The 19,840-nt window shown below is 32.3% G+C and carries 17 protein-coding genes, 2 tRNA genes and 1 pseudogene; 12 read left to right on the forward strand and 8 right to left on the reverse strand.

Annotated features, from left to right (window positions below; translation table 11 throughout):
• Positions 1 to 238: 238 nt before the first annotated feature.
• The 6 genes and pseudogenes from HXZ69_RS09740 to HXZ69_RS09765 all read left to right on the forward strand — a co-directional run bounded on the left by HXZ69_RS09740 (position 239) and on the right by HXZ69_RS09765 (position 6,543).
• Complete coding sequence (locus tag HXZ69_RS09740) at positions 239 to 634, forward strand: DUF5675 family protein (RefSeq protein ID WP_286495828.1); 396 nt, start codon at positions 239 to 241, stop codon at positions 632 to 634.
• Positions 635 to 663: 29 nt separating this feature from the next.
• Positions 664 to 888, forward strand: coding sequence for a hypothetical protein (locus HXZ69_RS09745; protein WP_286495829.1), 225 nt, complete (start codon positions 664 to 666; stop codon positions 886 to 888).
• A gap of 1,247 nt (positions 889 to 2,135) precedes the next feature.
• Positions 2,136 to 2,300, forward strand: a pseudogene (locus HXZ69_RS09750) (pyridoxal phosphate-dependent aminotransferase); the annotation flags it as partial.
• A 349-nt stretch (positions 2,301 to 2,649) separates the two neighbouring features.
• Positions 2,650 to 3,786 carry a DegT/DnrJ/EryC1/StrS family aminotransferase gene (locus HXZ69_RS09755; RefSeq protein ID WP_286495831.1) on the forward strand — a complete coding sequence of 379 codons (1,137 nt, stop codon included), beginning with the start codon at positions 2,650 to 2,652 and terminating at the stop codon, positions 3,784 to 3,786.
• A gap of 148 nt (positions 3,787 to 3,934) precedes the next feature.
• Positions 3,935 to 4,954 carry a phenylalanine--tRNA ligase subunit alpha gene (locus HXZ69_RS09760; protein ID WP_221854081.1) on the forward strand — a complete coding sequence of 340 codons (1,020 nt, stop codon included), beginning with the start codon at positions 3,935 to 3,937 and terminating at the stop codon, positions 4,952 to 4,954.
• An 83-nt stretch (positions 4,955 to 5,037) separates the two neighbouring features.
• Positions 5,038 to 6,543 (forward strand): NAD(P)H-hydrate dehydratase, encoded by a 1,506-nt coding sequence (locus tag HXZ69_RS09765; RefSeq protein ID WP_286495832.1) that lies wholly within the window; start codon positions 5,038 to 5,040, stop codon positions 6,541 to 6,543.
• 22 nt (positions 6,544 to 6,565) lie between these two features.
• On the opposite strand, the gene HXZ69_RS09770 is transcribed toward HXZ69_RS09765, so the two are convergent.
• The gene (locus tag HXZ69_RS09770; RefSeq protein WP_286495833.1) at positions 6,566 to 7,075 is read right to left on the reverse strand and encodes a MepB family protein; all 510 of its coding nucleotides are present in this window, start codon (positions 7,073 to 7,075) and stop codon (positions 6,566 to 6,568) included.
• Complete coding sequence (locus tag HXZ69_RS09775; RefSeq protein WP_286495834.1) at positions 7,076 to 8,143, reverse strand: ABC transporter substrate-binding protein; 1,068 nt, start codon at positions 8,141 to 8,143, stop codon at positions 7,076 to 7,078.
• A 191-nt stretch (positions 8,144 to 8,334) separates the two neighbouring features.
• Here HXZ69_RS09775 and HXZ69_RS09780 point away from each other — a divergent pair.
• Positions 8,335 to 8,408: transfer RNA gene (locus HXZ69_RS09780), tRNA-Arg, on the forward strand.
• 108 nt (positions 8,409 to 8,516) lie between these two features.
• Here the strand turns inward: HXZ69_RS09780 and der are convergent.
• The 4 genes from der to HXZ69_RS09800 all read right to left on the reverse strand — a co-directional run bounded on the left by der (position 8,517) and on the right by HXZ69_RS09800 (position 10,930).
• A complete protein-coding gene (der, locus tag HXZ69_RS09785; protein ID WP_221854085.1) occupies positions 8,517 to 9,824 on the reverse strand; it encodes a ribosome biogenesis GTPase Der in 1,308 nt (435 codons plus the stop codon).
• Between the two features lie 103 nt (positions 9,825 to 9,927).
• Positions 9,928 to 10,356 (reverse strand): adenylyltransferase/cytidyltransferase family protein, encoded by a 429-nt coding sequence (locus HXZ69_RS09790; protein WP_038336508.1) that lies wholly within the window; start codon positions 10,354 to 10,356, stop codon positions 9,928 to 9,930.
• Between the two features lie 35 nt (positions 10,357 to 10,391).
• Entirely contained in the window at positions 10,392 to 10,742 is a 351-nt protein-coding gene (locus HXZ69_RS09795; protein ID WP_038336510.1) for a phosphomannose isomerase type II C-terminal cupin domain, read from the reverse strand.
• A 112-nt stretch (positions 10,743 to 10,854) separates the two neighbouring features.
• Positions 10,855 to 10,930 (reverse strand) — tRNA-Phe (locus tag HXZ69_RS09800).
• Between the two features lie 131 nt (positions 10,931 to 11,061).
• Here HXZ69_RS09800 and cls point away from each other — a divergent pair.
• Complete coding sequence (gene cls / locus HXZ69_RS09805; RefSeq protein WP_286495835.1) at positions 11,062 to 12,558, forward strand: cardiolipin synthase; 1,497 nt, start codon at positions 11,062 to 11,064, stop codon at positions 12,556 to 12,558.
• A gap of 34 nt (positions 12,559 to 12,592) precedes the next feature.
• Complete coding sequence (locus HXZ69_RS09810) at positions 12,593 to 12,736, forward strand: hypothetical protein (protein ID WP_160279606.1); 144 nt, start codon at positions 12,593 to 12,595, stop codon at positions 12,734 to 12,736.
• Positions 12,737 to 12,778: 42 nt separating this feature from the next.
• On the opposite strand, the gene HXZ69_RS09815 is transcribed toward HXZ69_RS09810, so the two are convergent.
• Entirely contained in the window at positions 12,779 to 13,417 is a 639-nt protein-coding gene (locus tag HXZ69_RS09815) for an HdeD family acid-resistance protein (RefSeq protein WP_286495836.1), read from the reverse strand.
• 173 nt (positions 13,418 to 13,590) lie between these two features.
• Between HXZ69_RS09815 and HXZ69_RS09820 the strand changes: the two genes are divergently transcribed.
• Positions 13,591 to 14,916 (forward strand): hydroxymethylglutaryl-CoA synthase family protein, encoded by a 1,326-nt coding sequence (locus HXZ69_RS09820; RefSeq protein ID WP_286495837.1) that lies wholly within the window; start codon positions 13,591 to 13,593, stop codon positions 14,914 to 14,916.
• Positions 14,917 to 14,950: 34 nt separating this feature from the next.
• Here the strand turns inward: HXZ69_RS09820 and HXZ69_RS09825 are convergent, their stop codons facing one another.
• On the reverse strand, positions 14,951 to 16,375 hold the full coding sequence (locus tag HXZ69_RS09825) for an MATE family efflux transporter (RefSeq protein ID WP_286495838.1): 1,425 nt from the start codon (positions 16,373 to 16,375) through the stop codon (positions 14,951 to 14,953).
• A 199-nt stretch (positions 16,376 to 16,574) separates the two neighbouring features.
• On the opposite strand from HXZ69_RS09825, the gene HXZ69_RS09830 reads away from it, so the two are divergent.
• A complete protein-coding gene (locus HXZ69_RS09830) occupies positions 16,575 to 18,689 on the forward strand; it encodes a prolyl oligopeptidase family serine peptidase (RefSeq protein WP_286495839.1) in 2,115 nt (704 codons plus the stop codon).
• A gap of 79 nt (positions 18,690 to 18,768) precedes the next feature.
• The gene (locus tag HXZ69_RS09835) at positions 18,769 to 19,818 is read left to right on the forward strand and encodes an NAD(P)-dependent alcohol dehydrogenase (protein WP_219034651.1); all 1,050 of its coding nucleotides are present in this window, start codon (positions 18,769 to 18,771) and stop codon (positions 19,816 to 19,818) included.
• The last annotated feature ends 22 nt before the right edge of the window (positions 19,819 to 19,840 follow it).

Below are 19,840 nucleotides of genomic sequence, written 5' to 3' on the forward strand. Positions count from 1 at the left end.
TTTTAGAAAATGATCTATTTTTCTAAAAATTATTGTTGTTGTATGACAAAAAGGGATAAAAATGTATTTTATTGATTATAAGTGACATTTGGTTTATGGTGACTTGTTTTATATGGAAATAGATTAGAATTTTATGAAAAGTTTATGCAGAGTTGACTTATTAGTATGAGGATTATGAGATGAGTAATGTGGAGGTAGGCGACAGATAAAATGACTAATAACTATAAAAAAATAAAATATGGATTTAGTTTTAAAAAGAAAATATTTACCTGATGGAACCAATGGACAGCTTTGGTTACAGCAACAACTGATTTGCATGACAATTGAGTTACCATGGAAGAACAATTTGAAACGCAAATCATGTATTCCTGAAGGTAAATATCCACTAAAGAAGCGATTTAGTAAACGTTTTGGGTGGCATGTATGGATTGATTTGGTTCCAAATCGATCGTTGATTTTATTTCATCCAGCGAATGATGCACTAAAGGAGCTGAATGGATGTATAGCTCCAGTTACTTCTCTGCAAGGAGAAGGAAAAGGTATTGACTCTCGTAAAGCATTTGAACGACTGAAAACAATCGTTTATGAATATTTACAGAGAGGTGAACAGGTTTTTTTAGACATTAAAAAATAAACGTTATGAATATAGTAGAACGTTTGCAATTGCCAACCCCTAAGTTATTTCAACGTATTCGTACAATAGGATTAGTCGCTGCTAGTATTGGTGGTGTATTGATTGCCGCTCCTGTTGTATTGCCAGCACTATTGGTGCAATTAGGTGGATATTTGGTTGTGACGGGAGGTGTTTTAACAGCTGTAAGTCAATTAACTGTTGACCATGATGTTGTTGATGAATCCGATGCCGCCTCACGATCACACGAAGTTTAGTGTGATTTGTGGAGCTATGTGCGGTATGTATGCGAGTATACAATGGCAGGATATTATTTCGACAATTTTACTTTCGCTCGTAGGGGCATTAAGTAGTTTCTGTCTTTCGCTGTTGTTGCAAAAATTGAAGAATGAAAATTTAATGTAATTGTTAAAGGCTACCCAGTAGATGGGTAGTTTTTTTTGTTGTGTAAAAGTAGATGTGGGAATTGAGATATTAGATATTAGATGTGAGAATTGAGACTTGTAAAATGTAAAAAGTAGAGGTTAAGTTTGAGATTTTAGATATGAGTATTGAGGGGTTGTAGAATGTAAAATGTAGAGGTTAAGTTTGAGATTTTAGATTTGTGAAATGTATTATGTATTATGTAAAAAGTACAATGTATTATGTATTTGAAAAAGGATCATAAAAATGTCATATGATTTTGAGGCGAGTGTCAAAAAGTTGAGATGCATGATTAAGATTATTCATTTTTTTATTCATGAGTTATTATTGTTTTCAAATGAATTCATATGCCCTTCGGGGAACCTTGATGAAAAAACATTTGAAATTAAAAATTTGAAATTAAAAGGAGAAGCTACAGTGGAGTTTAGGTAAAATTGTTACAAATTGATTAATAATTTTACATTCATTTTTGTCTTGACACAAAAACGAACCAAAAAAGTCAAGTCTGTGCTTACAAGTCGGTCAATAATGGCTATTCGCTAAATGCTTTAGAACATTCGCATATGAAATGCGAACATAAATCATTTTTAACGCTCTTTACGCCGAATTGACGCTCGACTTTTCAGCAATGACGGGTTTGAATTCATTGTTTAAAAGGGATTTTAATATTAAAAAAGGATGAAAAACCGGCATTAAAACTCTCACGTTAAGAAAATAATTTAAGTTTTAAGTATTGAGTTTTAAGTAATAAGTTTTTACAAAATTTATGAATGAAAAAAGGATTAGAAAAATGTCATATGATTTGGAGGCGAGTGTCAAAAAGTTGAGTGGCATGGTTAAAATGTTTTACTGTTTGCGTAGCAAATGATCTAAAACATTGAATGACTAAAACTAATTTTGACCGTCGAAAATCAAAGACTTGATGTTTTGTAATCACATACTCTGTTTGCACAGACTTTGCATTAAGGTAAAAGTTAGAAGAAAAATAATAAAACAGGTTTTTAATTTCTCGAAAAAAATCGACATCCTCTACAAATAAAAGCCAGAATCCTCAGTAATCCTTTCCTTCGTGAATTAACGGAAAGCAATGCATATGCAACCTGTTTTTGCTGATGCACCTTATTATGGAGGAACGGTAGCAGAAGAATTATTTGAAAATGGTTTATGTTTACCTTCTGGTTCTAATTTAACTGATGTAGAACGCGAACGAATTACAGCTAAAGTAAAAGAAGTATTTGGAAAATAATTTTTAAAAATATAATATCAATCAAATCCTCTTAAGTTTTCTTAGGAGGATTTTTTTATTAAATATGAAATAAATTTCCCTCTTGAGAGGGGTTAGGGGAGTGTGTAAATGATGTTAAGATTCAAATTAAGGTTAAGATTTCTCGATACATCAAAATGACAAAATTTCTTTTTGAAAAGAGTATTTGAATTAGAAAAAAGGATATAGAAATAGGCATTAAATCTCTTACATTAAGAAAATGTTTGAGAGAGTATTGATAAGATTTTTTATTTTATGAAGTTTTATGATAAACTAATGAAGCAAAAATCATAGTTTTATCATAAATTTGCTCAACAAAAACAACTATAAAATGGCTGAAAAGATATGGTTATCATCTCCTCATATGGGAGGTAACGAACTAAAATACATTCACGAAGCATTCGATGCAAACTGGGTTGCACCATTAGGACCTAACGTAAATGGTTTTGAAGCAGATTTAGAAAATTTCTTAAATGCAGATGTAAAAGTTGCAGCATTATCTGCAGGAACAGCGGCAATTCATTTAGCATTAATAGAATGTGGGGTTTCACATGGTGATGAGGTAATCTGTCAATCGATGACATTCTCAGCAACAGCAAATCCAATTGCTTATCAAGGTGCTACACCTGTTTTTGTAGATTCTGAAAAAGATACATGGAACATTTGTCCAATAGCATTAGAAGAATCAATTAAAGATAGAATTTCAAAAGGAAAAACACCAAAAGCAATTTTAGCAGTGCATTTGTACGGAATGCCATATAAAGTAGACGAAGTACATGCTGTTGCTGATAAATATAACATTCCTGTGATAGAAGATGCTGCAGAAGCTTTAGGTTCTAAATACAAAGAAAAAGCAGCAGGGACTTTTGGTCGTTTTGGAGCGTTATCGTTTAATGGGAATAAAATTATAACAACTTCTGGTGGTGGAGCATTAGTTTGTCAAACACAAGAAGATAAAGATAAAGCAGTATTTTTAGCGACACAAGCACGCGATAATGCACCTCATTATCAACACTCACATATTGGGTACAATTACCGTATGAGTAATATTACAGCAGGTATTGGTCGTGGCCAAATGGAAGTTTTAGCAGATAGAGTTGAAGCTCGTCGTGCAATGAATAAATTCTATCAAGATTTATTTGCGGATATTGATGGCGTAACGGTATTTACAGAACCAACTTCTGATTATTTCTCTAACCATTGGTTGTCAGCGATTTTAATTGATCCAAAGGTAGCGGGGAAAACGCGCGAAGATTTGCGTTTAGCTTTTTTAGAAGATGATATCGAATCTCGTCCATTATGGAAACCAATGCATATGCAACCTGTTTTTGCTGATGCACCTTATTATGGAGGAACGGTAGCCGAAGAATTATTTGAAAATGGTTTATGTTTACCTTCTGGTTCTAATTTAACAGATGCAGAACGAGAACGAATTACTGCTAAAGTAAAAGAAGTATTTGGGAAATAATTTTCAAAAATAAGATATCAATCAAATCCTCCTAAGTTTCTTAGGAGGATTTTTATTTATAAGAATTAGACGTTTTTAATAAAAGTACTCGAATAATTTGTTATAAGTTGATTATCGGTTAAATTTGTAATCAAATTGATCAGAAATTATGATTGACCAAATCAAACAATATATTGAAGAAGTAAAAAACTTCCATTCAACAAATGCTGCTGAAATTGAAGAATTCAGAATTAAATTTTTAGGAAAAAAAGGAATTTTAACAGACTTGTTTACACAGTTCAAATCTGTTCCGAATGAACAAAAAAAGGAATTTGGTCAAGTTGTGAATGAATTAAAAACATTGGCAACTGAAAAATCAACTGTTCTTAAAAATGAAATCTCAAACGAAGGAAAAACTGATTCTTCTTTAGATTTGACGCGTCCTGGAGAGCCTTTTACATTGGGATCTCGTCATCCAATTAACATTACAAAAAATCGTATTATCGAGATTTTTAATCGCATTGGATTTAGCGTTTCTGAAGGGCCAGAAATCGAAGATGATTGGCACAATTTTACAGCGTTAAATTTGCCTGCACATCACCCTGCAAGAGACATGCAAGATACATTTTTCATCGAAACTGATCCAGATATCGTGTTGCGTACGCATACATCGTCTACGCAGATTCGTCATATGGAGAACAATCAACCGCCCATGCGTTTCTTAGCGCCAGGTCGTGTTTACCGTAATGAGGCTATTTCGTCTCGTTCGCATATGATGTTCCACCAAATTGAAGGTTTGTATATCGACGAAGGTGTTTCGTTTGCAGATTTGAAACAAACGTTAAGTTATTTTACAACTGAGTTATTTGGTAAATCTGAAATTCGTTTACGTCCTTCATATTTCCCATTTACAGAGCCTTCTGCGGAGGTTGATGTATATTGGGGATTAGAAACTGAAACCGATTATCGTATGACAAAGGGTACAGGTTGGTTAGAAATTATGGGATGTGGTATGGTAGATCCTAACGTTTTGCGCAATGTAGATATCGATCCTGAGAAATATTCGGGTTATGCATTCGGTATGGGAATTGAGCGTATTGCGTTGTTGTTGTATCAAATTGGGGATATCCGTTTGTACACAGAAAATGATAAACGTTTCTTAGAGCAATTCCGATCAGAATTATTTTAAGATTAATAGAATATAAATAAAAAAAGGAACTCAATTTGAGTTCCTTTTTTTATTTACTACCTTTATGTAAACAAATGTTATTCATGAAAATACTCAATTCAAAACAGATAAAAGAATGGGATCAATTAACGATCAAACATCAAAATATATCCTCTTGGGATTTGATGGAGCGAGCTGTATTGAAATTGACTGAAAATATAGTGAATGATATTCCATCTAAAGAATTACCCATTATTATTTTTTGCGGAAAAGGAAATAATGGAGGAGATGGATTAGGAGTTGCAAGAGAATTGAAAAAATTAGGCTATAAAACATTGATTTATATATTGAAATCAGAGAATTATAGCGAAGATAATTTAAAGAATCAACAACTTTTGAGTTCTAATGATTTACATTTTTTTAATTTGAATGAAGAGTTACAACTTCCTGAAAATTCAGTTATTATCGATGCTATTTTCGGAATTGGAATTAATCAACCTTTGCATGATGATTGGAATTCAGTCTTCAATCAAATAGAAGAGTCAAATCCGACGCAAATTATCTCGATAGATTTGCCTTCTGGTTTTATTGCTGATTCTCCTATGCAAAAATATTTTCCGTGTTGTAAATCAAATAAAACATATACTTTTCAGGTTTCTAAATTAGGTTTATTATTTCCTGAAAATCAGATTTACACCGATGAATTTATTTTGTTAGATATTGGATTAGAACAACATGTGAGTAATGAATTTGAGACAAATTATTATTTTATACAGAAAAATGATGTTCAGAAATTTCTAAAGAAACCAAGTCAATTTTCGCACAAAGGTACATTTGGTCATACGTTGATAATTGGTGGAAGTTTAGGAAAAATAGGTTCAATTATTTTAAGTGCAAAAGCAGCCTTGAAGACGGGTAGTGGTTTGGTAACGACTTATACTCCTCAATGTGGATTAAATATTTTGCAAACAAATTTGATAGAATCAATGAGTTTGACTGATGATTCAGAAAAACAAATTGAACATTTTCCTGAGATAAAAATTTATCAAGGAGTTGCTGTTGGAATGGGAATGGGACAACACCCAACTACAGAAGCAAATTTTATCAATTGGATTAAGAATCAACAACAACCTTTGGTGATTGATGCTGATGCATTAAATTGTTTAGCTAATCAGAAAGATTGTTTTACGTTGATTCCACAAGATTCAGTTTTAACACCGCATCCAAAAGAGTTACAACGTTTAATTGGAGAATGGGAAAATGATTTTGAGAAATTAGAAAAAGTTAAAAAACTTGCTGTTTTTCATCAATTGACATTTATTATAAAAGGTTTTTATACTGCAGTTATTACATCCGAAGGTAAAATTTATTTCAATTCGACAGGAAATTGGGGAATGGCAACTGCTGGATCTGGAGATACGTTGAGTGGAATTATTGCGTCGCTAATTGGACAAGGTTATCATTCATCAGAAGCTTCAATTTTAGGTGTTTATTTACATGGATTGGCTGGAGATTTGGCTGTAAATAAAATTCATCCACATAGTTTAATTGCGTCAAATATTAGTGATTTTATCAGTGAAGCTTATTTTTATTTGGATTCGAATTTTTGAAAAAATAACAAAAAAACGGAACTCAATTTGAATTCCGTTTTTTGTTGAATATCTTTTCTAACTTGGTTTTATCAATTTGTTGATTGTTGACTTCTACGAAATAATCTTGTTGCCAATTTTGAGTTTTCTCCGCTTGTTTATTTTCAGGTTTTATCCAATTCGGATAAACTCTAAAACCTCTTTTTCCTTCTTTTTTAATTGAGGTCAAAATATGTTTTTCAATTAAAATTGATTTCGGAAAAATATAAAAACCTAGTTTAGAATCATCTTCTGCAGCAATAATGTAATAATCAAAACCATCATTTTCGTCGAAAGGTTCGGTTTGTTTAGCTGTATTTCGTTTCCATAATGTTACAAATTGACCAACTTTTTTAGGCGTAATTTTCGATTTTCTAAATTTTATAGAAAACTCATTAACATTGAAATTATAACCTATATATTCGTCACATTCTGCATCTTTTTCAAGAGTTGAAATGGATAAATTCGAAGATTTTAGAACAAAATCTTCGAATTTTTGAATAATTTCAGTCATTTATTTCAATTGTTGATAAAAGTACAACTCATACGTTGGAAATAAATTTGGATAGAAAATTTTTCCTAAATCATTCAAAATAATATCTGGACGAAGGATTCCTTGTTCAAAATAATCATTCGAACCTTTTGCATTCATTCGTTTGTTGTAAGCGTAAACATTTCCTTTCTTAAACGCATCAAACCACGCATAATTTGGATAAGAAGCTTTCATTTCTGCCAACGTATTTACGTTTGTTACATTAATCCAATAATTTGCAGATTTTCCAGCTGTATAAACTTCTTCAAATGTTAAGCTCAAACTATTTTCACCTGTTTTATTCTTGAAAATATAATTTCCTTTCGCATCGTCTATTAATTTTGCTTGCAACAAATCATTTGTCGGAACGTACCAAATGTCGCCATACATTGTATTCACAATTGTTGAAATGTTGCCTTTGGCTTTGGTTTGAATGATATTTTTGATGGAGTCGTAATTATTTTTAACCGTTTCTACACGTTTTTCAGCTTCTGTATCTTTTCCGAATAATTTTCCGAAAACCTTCAGATATTCAACTTGTCCCAATGGGTTTTGCTCTTTGTATTCATCTAAATACAATACTTTTATTCCATTTTGTTCCAATTGTTGATGAAATTTTGCTAAAACAGGATTAGAACTTGCAATAATCAATTGAGGCTTATTTTTTAAGATAATTTCTGTGAATAGTTCGTTTGAATTTCCAACTTTCAAGATTGATTTATTCGCAATTCCTTCGGCTATTTTAGGATTGTAAATAAAATCTGCATCGCAAACTCCTTTGATTAAGTCAAGACTTCCTAATTGATCTAAAAACGTCACAGCAGATGAAGTTTCTACCATCACAGTTTTGATAGGCAAGTCTTTTTTATCAAATGAAATTGTATTTCCAGAAGATTTTATCGTGATTGTTTCGTTGTTTTCTTCGATAGAAATATTTTTTGCAAACTGAAAAGTTGTATTTTCTTGTTCGGTTTTAACAGCTTCTTTCGACTGTTTACAACTACTAATGGCAAGAAGAACGAATGAACTTAGAATTAATTTTTTAATCATTTTGGATTGAATTTAGAGCAGGCAAGTTAAGAAATAGGATGAAATCATAAAAAAATATTTTTGTAAGCAATTGATTCGTTGTGAATTAAATTATTGTTAAAAATTTTTCTCGAAAAGCTTAGGTTTTTACGATAAAAGAGCTGTATATTTGCATTCGAAAATAAAGGAAAATACTTTCAATTATTTCAAACGGCCGAGTGGCGCAACTGAATAGCGCACTTGATTACGGCTCAAGAGGTTACAGGTTTGAATCCTGTCTCGGTCACAAAAATGCTCAGCGGCAATCGTTGAGCTTTTTTTATGAATGTTAAATTCTATTGTTATCAATAAAAAAGTCCATCTACAAATTGTAAATGGACTTTTTGGATTTTTATTATTTCTTTCTGAAGTAAACTTCAATAGGAACTCCTTCAAAATTGAATTCCTTTCTCAATTGATTTTCGATAAATCGTTTGTAAGGATCTCTAATATATTGCGGCAAGTTACAGAAAAACGCAAATTGAGGCGTTTTTGTAGGTAACTGCGTTACATATTTGATTTTGATGTATTTTCCTTTTACTGCAGGTGGAGGTGTAATCTCGATAATCGGTAACAAGGTTTCGTTTAATTTACTTGTTTTGATACGACGACTACGGTTCTCGTAAACTTCGATAAATGTATCCACAGCTTTCAAGACACGTTGTTTTGTAAGAGCCGAGATAAACAACACAGGAACGTCTGTAAAAGGCGCAATACGTTTTAGAATAGCATCTTTGTATTCTTTCATTGTATTGGTTTCTTTTTCCAATAAATCCCATTTGTTGATTAAGATGACCACACCTTTTCGGTTACGTTCTGCTAAATAAAGAATATTCAAATCTTGTGCTTCAATACCACGTTCTGCATCAATTACTAAGACACAAACGTCGCATTCTTCGATTGCACGAACCGAACGCATGACAGAATAGAATTCTAAATCTTCGCTTACTTTTCCTTTTTTACGCATTCCGGCAGTGTCTACCAAAACAAATTCGTGTCCAAATTTATTGTACAACGTTTCGATAGAATCACGTGTTGTTCCTGCGATATCCGTTACAATATTACGTTCTTCACCTAATAATGCATTGATTAATGTAGATTTTCCAGCATTTGGACGACCTACGATTGTAATTTTAGGTAAACCTTCGAATGGATCAATGTGTTGTTCTTCTGTAAAACAATCTACCACATCATCTAATAATTCACCTGTTCCACTTCCGCTCATTGCAGCGATAGTGTACATTTTTTCGAATCCTAAGTTATAAAACTCATAAGAATCTTCTAAATTTTTGTTGGTATCGACCTTATTCACAACTAAGAATGTAGGCTTCTTAGTGCGTCTTAAAAGGTTGCCAACTTCCTTATCCATATCCGTTAAACCAACTTGATTGTCTACCATGAACAAAATTACATTTGCTTCATCAATAGCCAATTCAACTTGCTTGCGGATCTCTTCTTCAAAGGTATCATCTGAACCAACGACATACCCTCCGGTATCGATTACGGTAAACTCTTTTCCATTCCAATCAGATTTTCCATAGTGACGGTCACGTGTAACACCAGAAGTGTCATCAACGATAGCTTGTCTTTTTTGGATCATTCTGTTGAAGAACGTAGATTTACCAACGTTTGGTCTTCCTACAATTGCAACTATATTTGACATTTTGCAAAGGTATAATTTTTAGAATTATTTTTTACATTAATTTTTTGATTGAGAAAGTATTGTAAATAAAAAAGGTTAGATAAACTCTAACCTTACTCCATTTTTATTTTACAACTTTAAGAAGTTCTTTTTCGGCAACCACTTTTCTAAGTCCAGAACTTGAGAAACGGTGGTCTCTTGAATTGTAATACAATTCGATTCCTTTTTCTTCACAATATTTACGTCCTGTGAAGTTTTTGTCTTGGTATTCAATCCCTAAAATACGCACATCGATTTTGAAAGATCTCAAAACATCTTCTAAATCCTGTTCTGTTGCATAAGGCACAATTTCGTCAACAAATTTGCAACCTTTTAACTGAATGTAGCGTTCTACAACAGTTTGTGTTGGTTTGTTTTTTTCTGGTCGATCTAATGTTGGATCTGTTTGTAAACCTACAATCAAATAATCGCAATGTTGTTTTGCGTCTTCTAGCATTTTGATATGTCCCGCATGAAGCAAATCAAAAGCACTAAATGTAATTCCGATTTTCATAGTCAATTAGTATAGTCTTTTATAGTTAGTTTTTATTAATCTTCAGATGATCGGTTGTAATCATCTTCAATGCGAATGATGTCTTCTTCCCCAAAATACGTACCATGTTGAACTTCGATAAAAATTAGAGTCTCATTACCTATGTTCTGAATACGATGTTTTGCTTTTAATGGAATAATAACGACTTCACCTGCTTTGTATTCATATTCTTTATCATCAAGTGTTACCATTGCAGTTCCTTGAACAATTGTCCAAACTTCTGCACGATGATTGTGGTATTGGTAAGACAAACGCCCGCCAACATTCACTTCTATTCTTTTTAATTTATATATATCGGTGTCCTCTAATACGTAGTACGAACCCCAAGGTCTATTTCCTATTTCCATGTTTTATGCAATTTACGGAATATTTAGATACAACTCTAAAATACTCGATGAATAAATTGTTATGTTCATTCAAAAAAAAAACCTCAAACACATGCTTGAGGTTTTATAAATGTGGTGGTGCCTCCAGGAATCGAACCAGGGACACAAGGATTTTCAGTCCTTTGCTCTACCAACTGAGCTAAGGCACCGTCATTTTGGATTGCAAATATAAGAAGGTTTGTTTTATATTTCCAAAATTATTTTTAAATATTTTCTATTAATTTTTTAAGGAATTGATTTTTATTCATTTATTTTTATAAAAATTACGAATTGGTAACAAATGGAATGGTCAATCACACTTTTGCACATCTGGAATTTTATCAAAGAATGGTATTGGGTTCCGCTTACCGTCCTTTATATAATGGTGATTGTTACTATTTTGATCGAAAATCGAAACCCTACTAAAACAATTGCATGGATACTGGTGATTGTTTTTCTACCGTTTATTGGAATAATCTTATATTTTTTCTTTGGACAGAAATTTAAAAAAGATGAATTTTTTAAACGTATAGATAAGAATCATCAAAAAATCATCAATGAAAAATGGGCTGAAATGGATCAATTTGTTCACGATGATTTAGATAAAGTAAATGCAAGAATTGGTTCTTTGTCACAGGTTTATCGTTATTTAAATAATGCAAGAGTTGCTTATCCTGCAACAAATAATAAAGTAAAGTTGTTGACAAATGGAGAAGAAAAATTTCCTCTTTTTTTGGAAGCTTTACGTGAAGCTAAAAATCATATTCATCTCGAATATTACATTTTTGATGAAGATCATATTGGAAATGAAATCATTGATATTCTGATTGAAAAAGCTAAAAATGGTGTAGAAGTTCGTGTAACTGCGGATGATTTTGGATCATCAAAACTGAATAAACATCACTCAAGATTTGATGGAACAGGTGTGGAGTTTCAAACATTTTTACCTGTTCGATTTTCTTCTTTAGCGAATTCTAATTACCGTAATCACCGTAAAATTTTGATTGTTGATGGTAAAAAAGCATTTTTAGGTGGAATTAACATTAGTGATAAATACATCAATCAAAATGGTGTAATAAGTCCAAATAATAAGATTTATTGGCGTGATACTTCTGTGATGATTGAAGGAGATTCTATCAATAGTTTGCAATTGCATTTTTACTTAAATTGGATGATGACGGAAGGCAAAAAGTATAATATTTCTGATTCAAATTATTTTTACAATTCTCAAAGTAAGATTTTTGAAGATGCTGCAACTGTTAGTTTCGGACTTTCTTCGCCTGGTAGTGATGTACATTCGGCAATGGAAGCGATGATTTTGGCAATTACTTTAGCGAAAAAGAAAGTGCAATTGTGTACACCATATTTTATACCAAGTGACGAATTTAAGACAGCGATGATGATTGCTGTTTCGAGCGGAGTAGAAGTGGAGTTGATTATCCCTAAAAAAGGCGATTCTATTGTGGTGCAACAAGCGTCATTATCATTCCTAAAACCTTTGATGAAGCGAGGTGTGAAGGTTTATTTGTACGAAAAAGGATTTCTTCATGCCAAAACTATTACTGTCGATGATAAATTGGCTTTTATTGGAACAGTAAATTTAGATTATCGTAGTTTTATAATTAATTTCGAGATTACTTCGGTGATTGAAAATGCAACGTTATTACAACAAATGAGTGCTCAATTTGATATAGATAAAGAGGATTCAGAATTATTAACTATTGAAAAGTGGGAAAATAGACCTTGGTATAACCGTGCGTTTGCATCGATTTGTAGATTATTAGCACCGATATTGTAAATATTTATTATATTTAATTTTAAATTAAGGTAATATGAAAAAGCTATCTTTATTATCAATTGGAAAAATTGCTATGGGTGCAGTTCTAGCTTATGGTTTTCTAAATTTTATCGATCAACCAGATGTTATGATTGAATCTTTTAAAACTGGATTTTTAGAAGGAATCTTAGGAAAATAAAACAAAAACCTCCACTTCAATTAAAGTGGAGGTTTTTGTTTTTTATTGATTTTTAAAATCTTCGATTTCTTTTCTAATTTCTTCATATCGACTTCTCAAATCGTCTGAAATATTATTCGGGATATCTTTAATTTTCTTCAATTGTAATGAAATAAAAATCGCAAATAATCCGGTAGAAATAACCGCTAATCCAAGCCAAGCTACTGCTGTTAAACCTGCTAATTGTGGAGATGATAATAAAATAAGCGAAATAACTAATCCAACAATTGCCAAAAATAACGAAACACCCCAATCTCTTACACCATAATTTTTTAGGTCAAAAGCATAACTAATTCCAGAAATTGAGCGGAATAACACTAAGAACCCAACATAATAAGCAAAAACTTCTAAGCTTAAAATAGGATTAACAACTAGCATAAATCCAACAATTGTGGTGATAATTCCATACGTTAATGTCCAGCCCCAACTGTCAATTTCATCTTTATTTGAGATCGAAAAAACAATTTCCGAAATTCCAGAGAATAAAAAAGATACAGCAAAAAATACTGAAAGTGCAACATACGATGCTGTTGGAAATGCGAATGTATAAATTCCAAGTCCAACGAATAATAATCCAATGATTAATAAAATCCACCAATATTTGACAGAATTTTTGATTGATTTGTAAAAAGTACGAGCCATTTTGAAAAAAAATATTTAAAATTATAGACTTAAAATTAAGAAATATTCTAATTAAACCTCTATTTTTTTGTTTTTTTATAATGATTATTGATTTCTTAAAATTCAGGATTTATTTCATGCTTACTAAAAATTAAATACTCTTAACTTTGAAGTTCGCTTAAAAATCAACGAAAATGAAGTATGGAATAGAGGCGGCTTCTATCTACGTTCCGCATATATATTTACCAATAAAAGATTTAGCAATTCAGCGCAATATTGATCCTGATAAACTTGAAATAGGATTAGGATTAAAAAAAATGTCTGTTTTAGATGTTCATGAAGATACAGCAACTATCGCTGCGAATGCTTTGTTGAAATTAATCACAGATTTTGATATAAATCCAACTGAAATCGGACGAATTTATTTAGGAACAGAAAGCGCTTTAGATGGAGCAAAACCAACCGCAACTTATGCAGTACAATTGGTAGAATCTGTTTTGGCTAAACAATTTGGTGAACGACCTTTTAGACATACAGATGTTGTGGATATGACGTTTGCGTGTGTGGGTGGAGTAGATGCGATGCACAATTCTATTGATTATGTTCGTGTAAATCCAGCTAAAAAAGCAATTGTAATTGCAGCCGATTATGCAAAATATGGCTTAGAATCGACGGGAGAATATACGCAAGGAGCTGGTGCAGTAGCGATGTTAATCTCGAATCAACCAGATTTGATTGCGTTTGATAACTATTGGGGAATTGGAATGGAATCTGTTTTTGATTTCTTTAAACCACATCAATCAACTTCTGATGAAGCGATTTTGAATGCTTTAGGAACAACAAAATCTGAAATCGAAATTTTTTCAGATGAACCAGTTTTCGAAGGGCAATATTCTAACGAATGTTATAAGAATAGAGTAAGAGAAGCTTATTTTAATTTTAAAGAAAAAGCAGGTGTTGAAGGAAAATTGTACGAAAATTGGCGATATATTGCTTTTCACTTACCTTATGCATTTCAAGGAAAAAGAATGTTTTCGGATGTTTTTGCGTTAGAAAATGGTCAAGATAATTCGAATGATAACTTGAAAATTGTTTCAAAATCGGATGAATATAAAGCTTTAATCAAAGAAAAAGTAGAACCAACTCAACGTGCTTCTTCTGAGATCGGAAATATGTACACAGCTTCTGTTTTCACGGCATTTTTATCGGCTTTACAAGTGAGTGCTGATAATGATGAAGAGTTGAATGGAAAAACTGTTGGATTTATTGCGTATGGTTCTGGATCTAAATCGAAAGTTTTTCAAGGACAAATTGGTGAAGGTTGGAAGAATGTGATGAATAAAATGGATTTGTTCACTTATTTAAATAAAAGAGAAGCAATTTCTTTTGAACAATACCAAGATCTACACAATAAAAATCTGAAAACATCTATTAATGATTCGAAAGGTTTTGCTTTAGATCGCATTGAAACTGAAATTCCAGATTTGAAAGGTGCAAGATATTATACTTACAAAGGATAAAACATAAAAAAATCGCTCATTTGAGCGATTTTTTTTATACTATTTTCTGCTTCCATTTCCCTCGTTTAAAGAGAATAAATGCTAAAATTGCAATAAACGTTTCCGAAACAGGAATTGCTATAAAAACGCCTTCTTCCTTCAAATTGAAATGATACGTTAACATATACGCTAATGGAATTTGGAATAACCAAAATCCAACAAAATTGATAATCGTTGGCGTCATTGTATCGCCCGCGCCGTTAAAAGCATTCATCATTACCATTCCAATTCCGTATAATAAAAAACCAGTTGCCAAAATGTACATTCCTTCTTTTGCAACAATTTTGATATGTTCTTCTGTTGTAAAAATTGAAACTAAATAATTACTTAATCCATAGAATATAACACTTACAATCAACATGTAGATGATATTAAATTTCATGGTCATAAGGACTGATTTTTCTGCTTTTTCGGGATCTTTATTTCCTAAGTTTTGACCAACTAAAGTTGCCGCAGCATTACTCAATCCCCAAGCAGGTAACATAAAAAACATCATCAGTCGTAAAGCTGTTTGATAACCAGAAGATGCAATTTCTCCACCAGATTGAGCAACAATTCGCGCAAGAATAATCCAACTACAACTTGCAATAATATATTGTACAATAGCAGGAACTGCAATTTTTACAATATTGATAATTAGTTTAGATTTTGGAACGAAATAACTCCATTTGATTTGAATTAATGAATCTTTTTTCGTTAAACCATACAATTGATAAACCACACCACCACTTCTACCAATTGCAGTAGCTAAGGCTGCTCCTTCTAATCCCATTTCAGGAAAAAAGAACCATCCGCGAACAAGAATTGGACACAGAATAATATTTATTCCGTTAGCTAACCACAAACTTTTCATCGCAATTGCTGCATTTCCAGCTCCGCGAAAAATTCCGTTAATCAAGAATAATAACACAATTGATAAACAACTTGCCATCATTATTTTAGTAAAATTCTTCCCGTATTCTGCGGCTTGTTCAGATGATCCCATCCAAATCAATAAATCTTTGGCGAATATAAATCCGAAAATACTCAACAGAATTGTAATGATTATCGATAATAAAATTGCTTGCGAAGCACTTTCCGAAGCTTTTTCGGGTTTCTTTTCTCCAATTCTTCGTGCAATAATGGCAGTTGCAGCCATACTTATTCCTATTGAAATCGAATAAACAATTGTTAATAAAGATTCTGTAAGACCAACAGTTTGTATGGCGAAAGCGCTTTCTTTTAAATGTCCTACAAAATATAAATCGACCAATGCAAAGACAGATTCCATCACCATTTCGAACATCATGGGAATCGCTAATAGAAATACTGATTTTTTGATTGGTAATGCGGTTAAATCTAAGTTTTCGCTTGAAAAAGATTGTTTAATCAACGAAAAAATAGACCCAATTTTGGCTGTTAAAGACTTTTCTACAGTCATTTTTTTTGGTTTTTCAAATTAAAAATACTTGATAAATTTTTAAATCAAAATGAATTTAACGTTAAGTTGCCGCGAAGTTGTAAGTATTCATTTCAATTAAAATCTGAGAGGATTTTGCCCAAAAATAAATCATTTTTTTCAATACCAATTTATCTTTTTGATTTTATTATCTTTACCAAAACAGCTATACTAAGAAGAAATGAAAAAAACTGCTTTTATTTTATTTAATGTTGCCCTTATGGTAGGAGTGAATGCACAGAGTTATAAGAAAAAGTATCCAGATTCAAAAAAAATTGATCATGTTGATACGTATTTTGGAGAGAATGTACAAGATCCATATCGTTGGTTGGAAGATGATTTGTCTGAAGATACTAAGAAATGGGTAATTGAACAAAATAAAGCAACTTATGCTTATTTGAATGAAATTCCATTACGTACACAATTGAAAAAATCGTTGACGGATATCTGGAATTACGAGAAAATTTCGACGCCTTTTAAAGAAGGAGATTATACGTATTACTACAAAAATGATGGTTTACAACAACACTCAGTTTTGTACCGTAAATTAGGTGAAAATGGAACAGAAGAAGTTTTTTTAGATCCGAATAAATTCTCGAAAGATGGTTCTGTTTCGTTGGCTGATGTTAGCTTTTCTAAAGATGGAAGCTTAGTTGCCTATTCAATTTCAGAAGGTGGATCAGATTGGAGAAAAGTAATTGTTCTTAACGCAAAAGATAAAACACAAGTTGGAGAAACATTGATTGATGTTAAATTCTCTGGAACAGCTTGGAAAGGAAACGACGGTTTCTACTATTCGTCTTATGATAAACCAAAAGGATCTGAATTATCTGAGAAAACAGATCAACACAAATTATATTACCACAAATTAGGAACAGCTCAGAAAAAAGATCAATTGATTTTTGGAGGAGCAGAAACACCTCGCCGTTATGTTGGTGCTTATTTGACGGATGATGAGCGTTTCTTAATTATTACAGCTGCAAATACAACAACTGGAAATGAGTTGTATTATCAAGATTTGTCTCAAGCAAATAGCCCAATCAAAACAATTGTGAATAATTTTGATACAAATACTTCTGTGATTGATAACGATGGAGAGACTTTCTACATTTTTACAAATAACAAAGCACCAAACAATAAAGTAGTTAAAGCAACTATTTCTGATTTGAGCGAAGCTGCTTGGAAAATAGTTATTCCAGAAACTGAAAATGTATTATCTGTTTCTACAGGAGGAGGTTATTTATTTGCTAAATACTTAAAAGATGCAATTTCGGTTGTGGAGCAATACAAATATGATGGATCAAAAGTCCGTCAAATTACATTGCCAGGCGTTGGTTCTGCATCAGGATTTGGAGGAAAAAAATCAGAGAAAGAAATCTATTTCGGATTTTCAAATTATATCACACCATCTACAAGCTACAAATACAATGTAGAAACGGGATCTTCGGATGTTTACATTAAACCAAATGTAAAATTTAATTCAGATGATTACATTTCTGAACAAGTTTTTTATACGTCAAAAGATGGAACAAAGGTTCCGATGATTATTACGTATAAAAAAGGATTGAAGAAAAATGGTAAAAATCCTACAATCGTTTATGGATACGGAGGATTCAATATTAGTTTAACGCCAGGATTTAGTCCAGCAACTGCTGCTTGGATTGAAAATGGTGGAGTTTACGCTGTTCCAAACTTACGTGGAGGTGGAGAATATGGTAAAAAATGGCACGATGGAGGGCGTCAATTCAATAAATTAAATGTTTTTAATGATTTCATTGCTGCTGCAGAATATCTACAGAAAAACAATTACACTTCACCAGATTTTACTGCATTATCAGGAGGATCTAACGGAGGATTATTAGTTGGCGCAACAGAAACAATTAATCCAAAAATAGCAAAAGTAGCATTGCCTGCGGTTGGGGTTTTAGATATGTTACGTTATCATACGTTTACTGCTGGTGCAGGTTGGGGTTATGACTACGGAACTGCTGATGACAGCAAAGAAATGTTCGAGTATTTGAAAGGTTATTCACCAGTTCACAATGTAAAAGAAGGAACATGTTATCCTGCTACATTAGTCACAACAGGAGATCATGATGATCGTGTAGTTCCTGCGCATTCGTACAAGTTTGCGGCTAATTTACAAGCGAAACAAGCGTGTGATAATCCAGTTTTAATCAGAATTGAAACGAAAGCTGGTCACGGAGCAGGTCGTTCGACAGAAGTTGTGATTAATGAAACAGCTGATAAATATGCATTCACTTTGTGGAACATGGGAATCAAAAAATTGAAATAATTATAATTTAATTCATTCAAAACCATCTGATTATTCAGGTAGATTTTTTAATTTTATAGGATTAAAAATTTTAAAAATAATGAACACAAAAACATACGCAGCGTTTAATGAAACTGATCCATTAGCGCCACACACAATAGAACGTCGACATTTACATGCGAAAGATATTTTTATAGATATCGAGTATTGTGGAGTTTGTCACAGCGATATTCATACAGCGAAAGGCGATTGGGGAAAACCAAATTATCCAGTTGTTCCAGGGCACGAAATTATTGGTCGAGTAAAAGAAATTGGTTCTGATGTAACAAAGTTTAAAGTTGGAGATTTGGTTGGAGTAGGTTGTATGGTAGAATCTTGTCAACATTGTCATTCTTGCGACGAAGGTTTGGAGCAGTATTGTGAAAATGGTTTTACAGGAACGTACAATTCTAAAAACTCGAAACATGGTGGAATCACTTACGGTGGTTATTCAGAAAACATCGTGGTAGAAGAAGATTTTGTGCTTCACGTACCCGAAAATATCGATGTAAAAGCTGCTGCGCCATTGTTGTGTGCGGGAATTACAACGTGGTCGCCTTTGCGTCACTGGAATGTAAAATCGGGCGATAAAGTTGGTATAATTGGTCTTGGAGGTTTGGGACATATGGGTGTTAAATTTGCAAAAGCAATGGGTGCACATGTTGTAATGATTACAACATCTGAGTCTAAAGGTGAAGATGCAAAGAAACTTGGAGCTGATGAGGTTTTGATTTCGAAAGATGCAACACAAATGAAAGCGCATGCAAATTCATTTGATTTTTTATTGAATACAATTCCTGTAAAACACGATGTTAATCCATATTTACAATTATTAAAATTAGATAAAACAATGTGTATGGTTGGAGCTATCGAGCCTTTAGATGCTGTTCACGGAGGTTTATTGATTATGAAACGTCGTAATTTAGCAGGATCTTTAATTGGAGGAATCAAGGAAACACAAGAAATGTTAGATTTTTGTGGAGAACATAATATTGTGTCTGATGTCGAAATGATCGATATTCAAAACATTAATGAAGCTTACGAGCGAATGATGAAATCTGATGTGAAGTACCGTTTTGTGATTGATATTAAATCATTGAAAGAATCTTAATCTTAGATATAGAAACAAAAAA

The organism is Empedobacter sp. R132-2 (assembly GCF_030324375.1).
Taxonomy (GTDB): Bacteria; Bacteroidota; Bacteroidia; order Flavobacteriales; family Weeksellaceae; genus Empedobacter; species Empedobacter falsenii_B.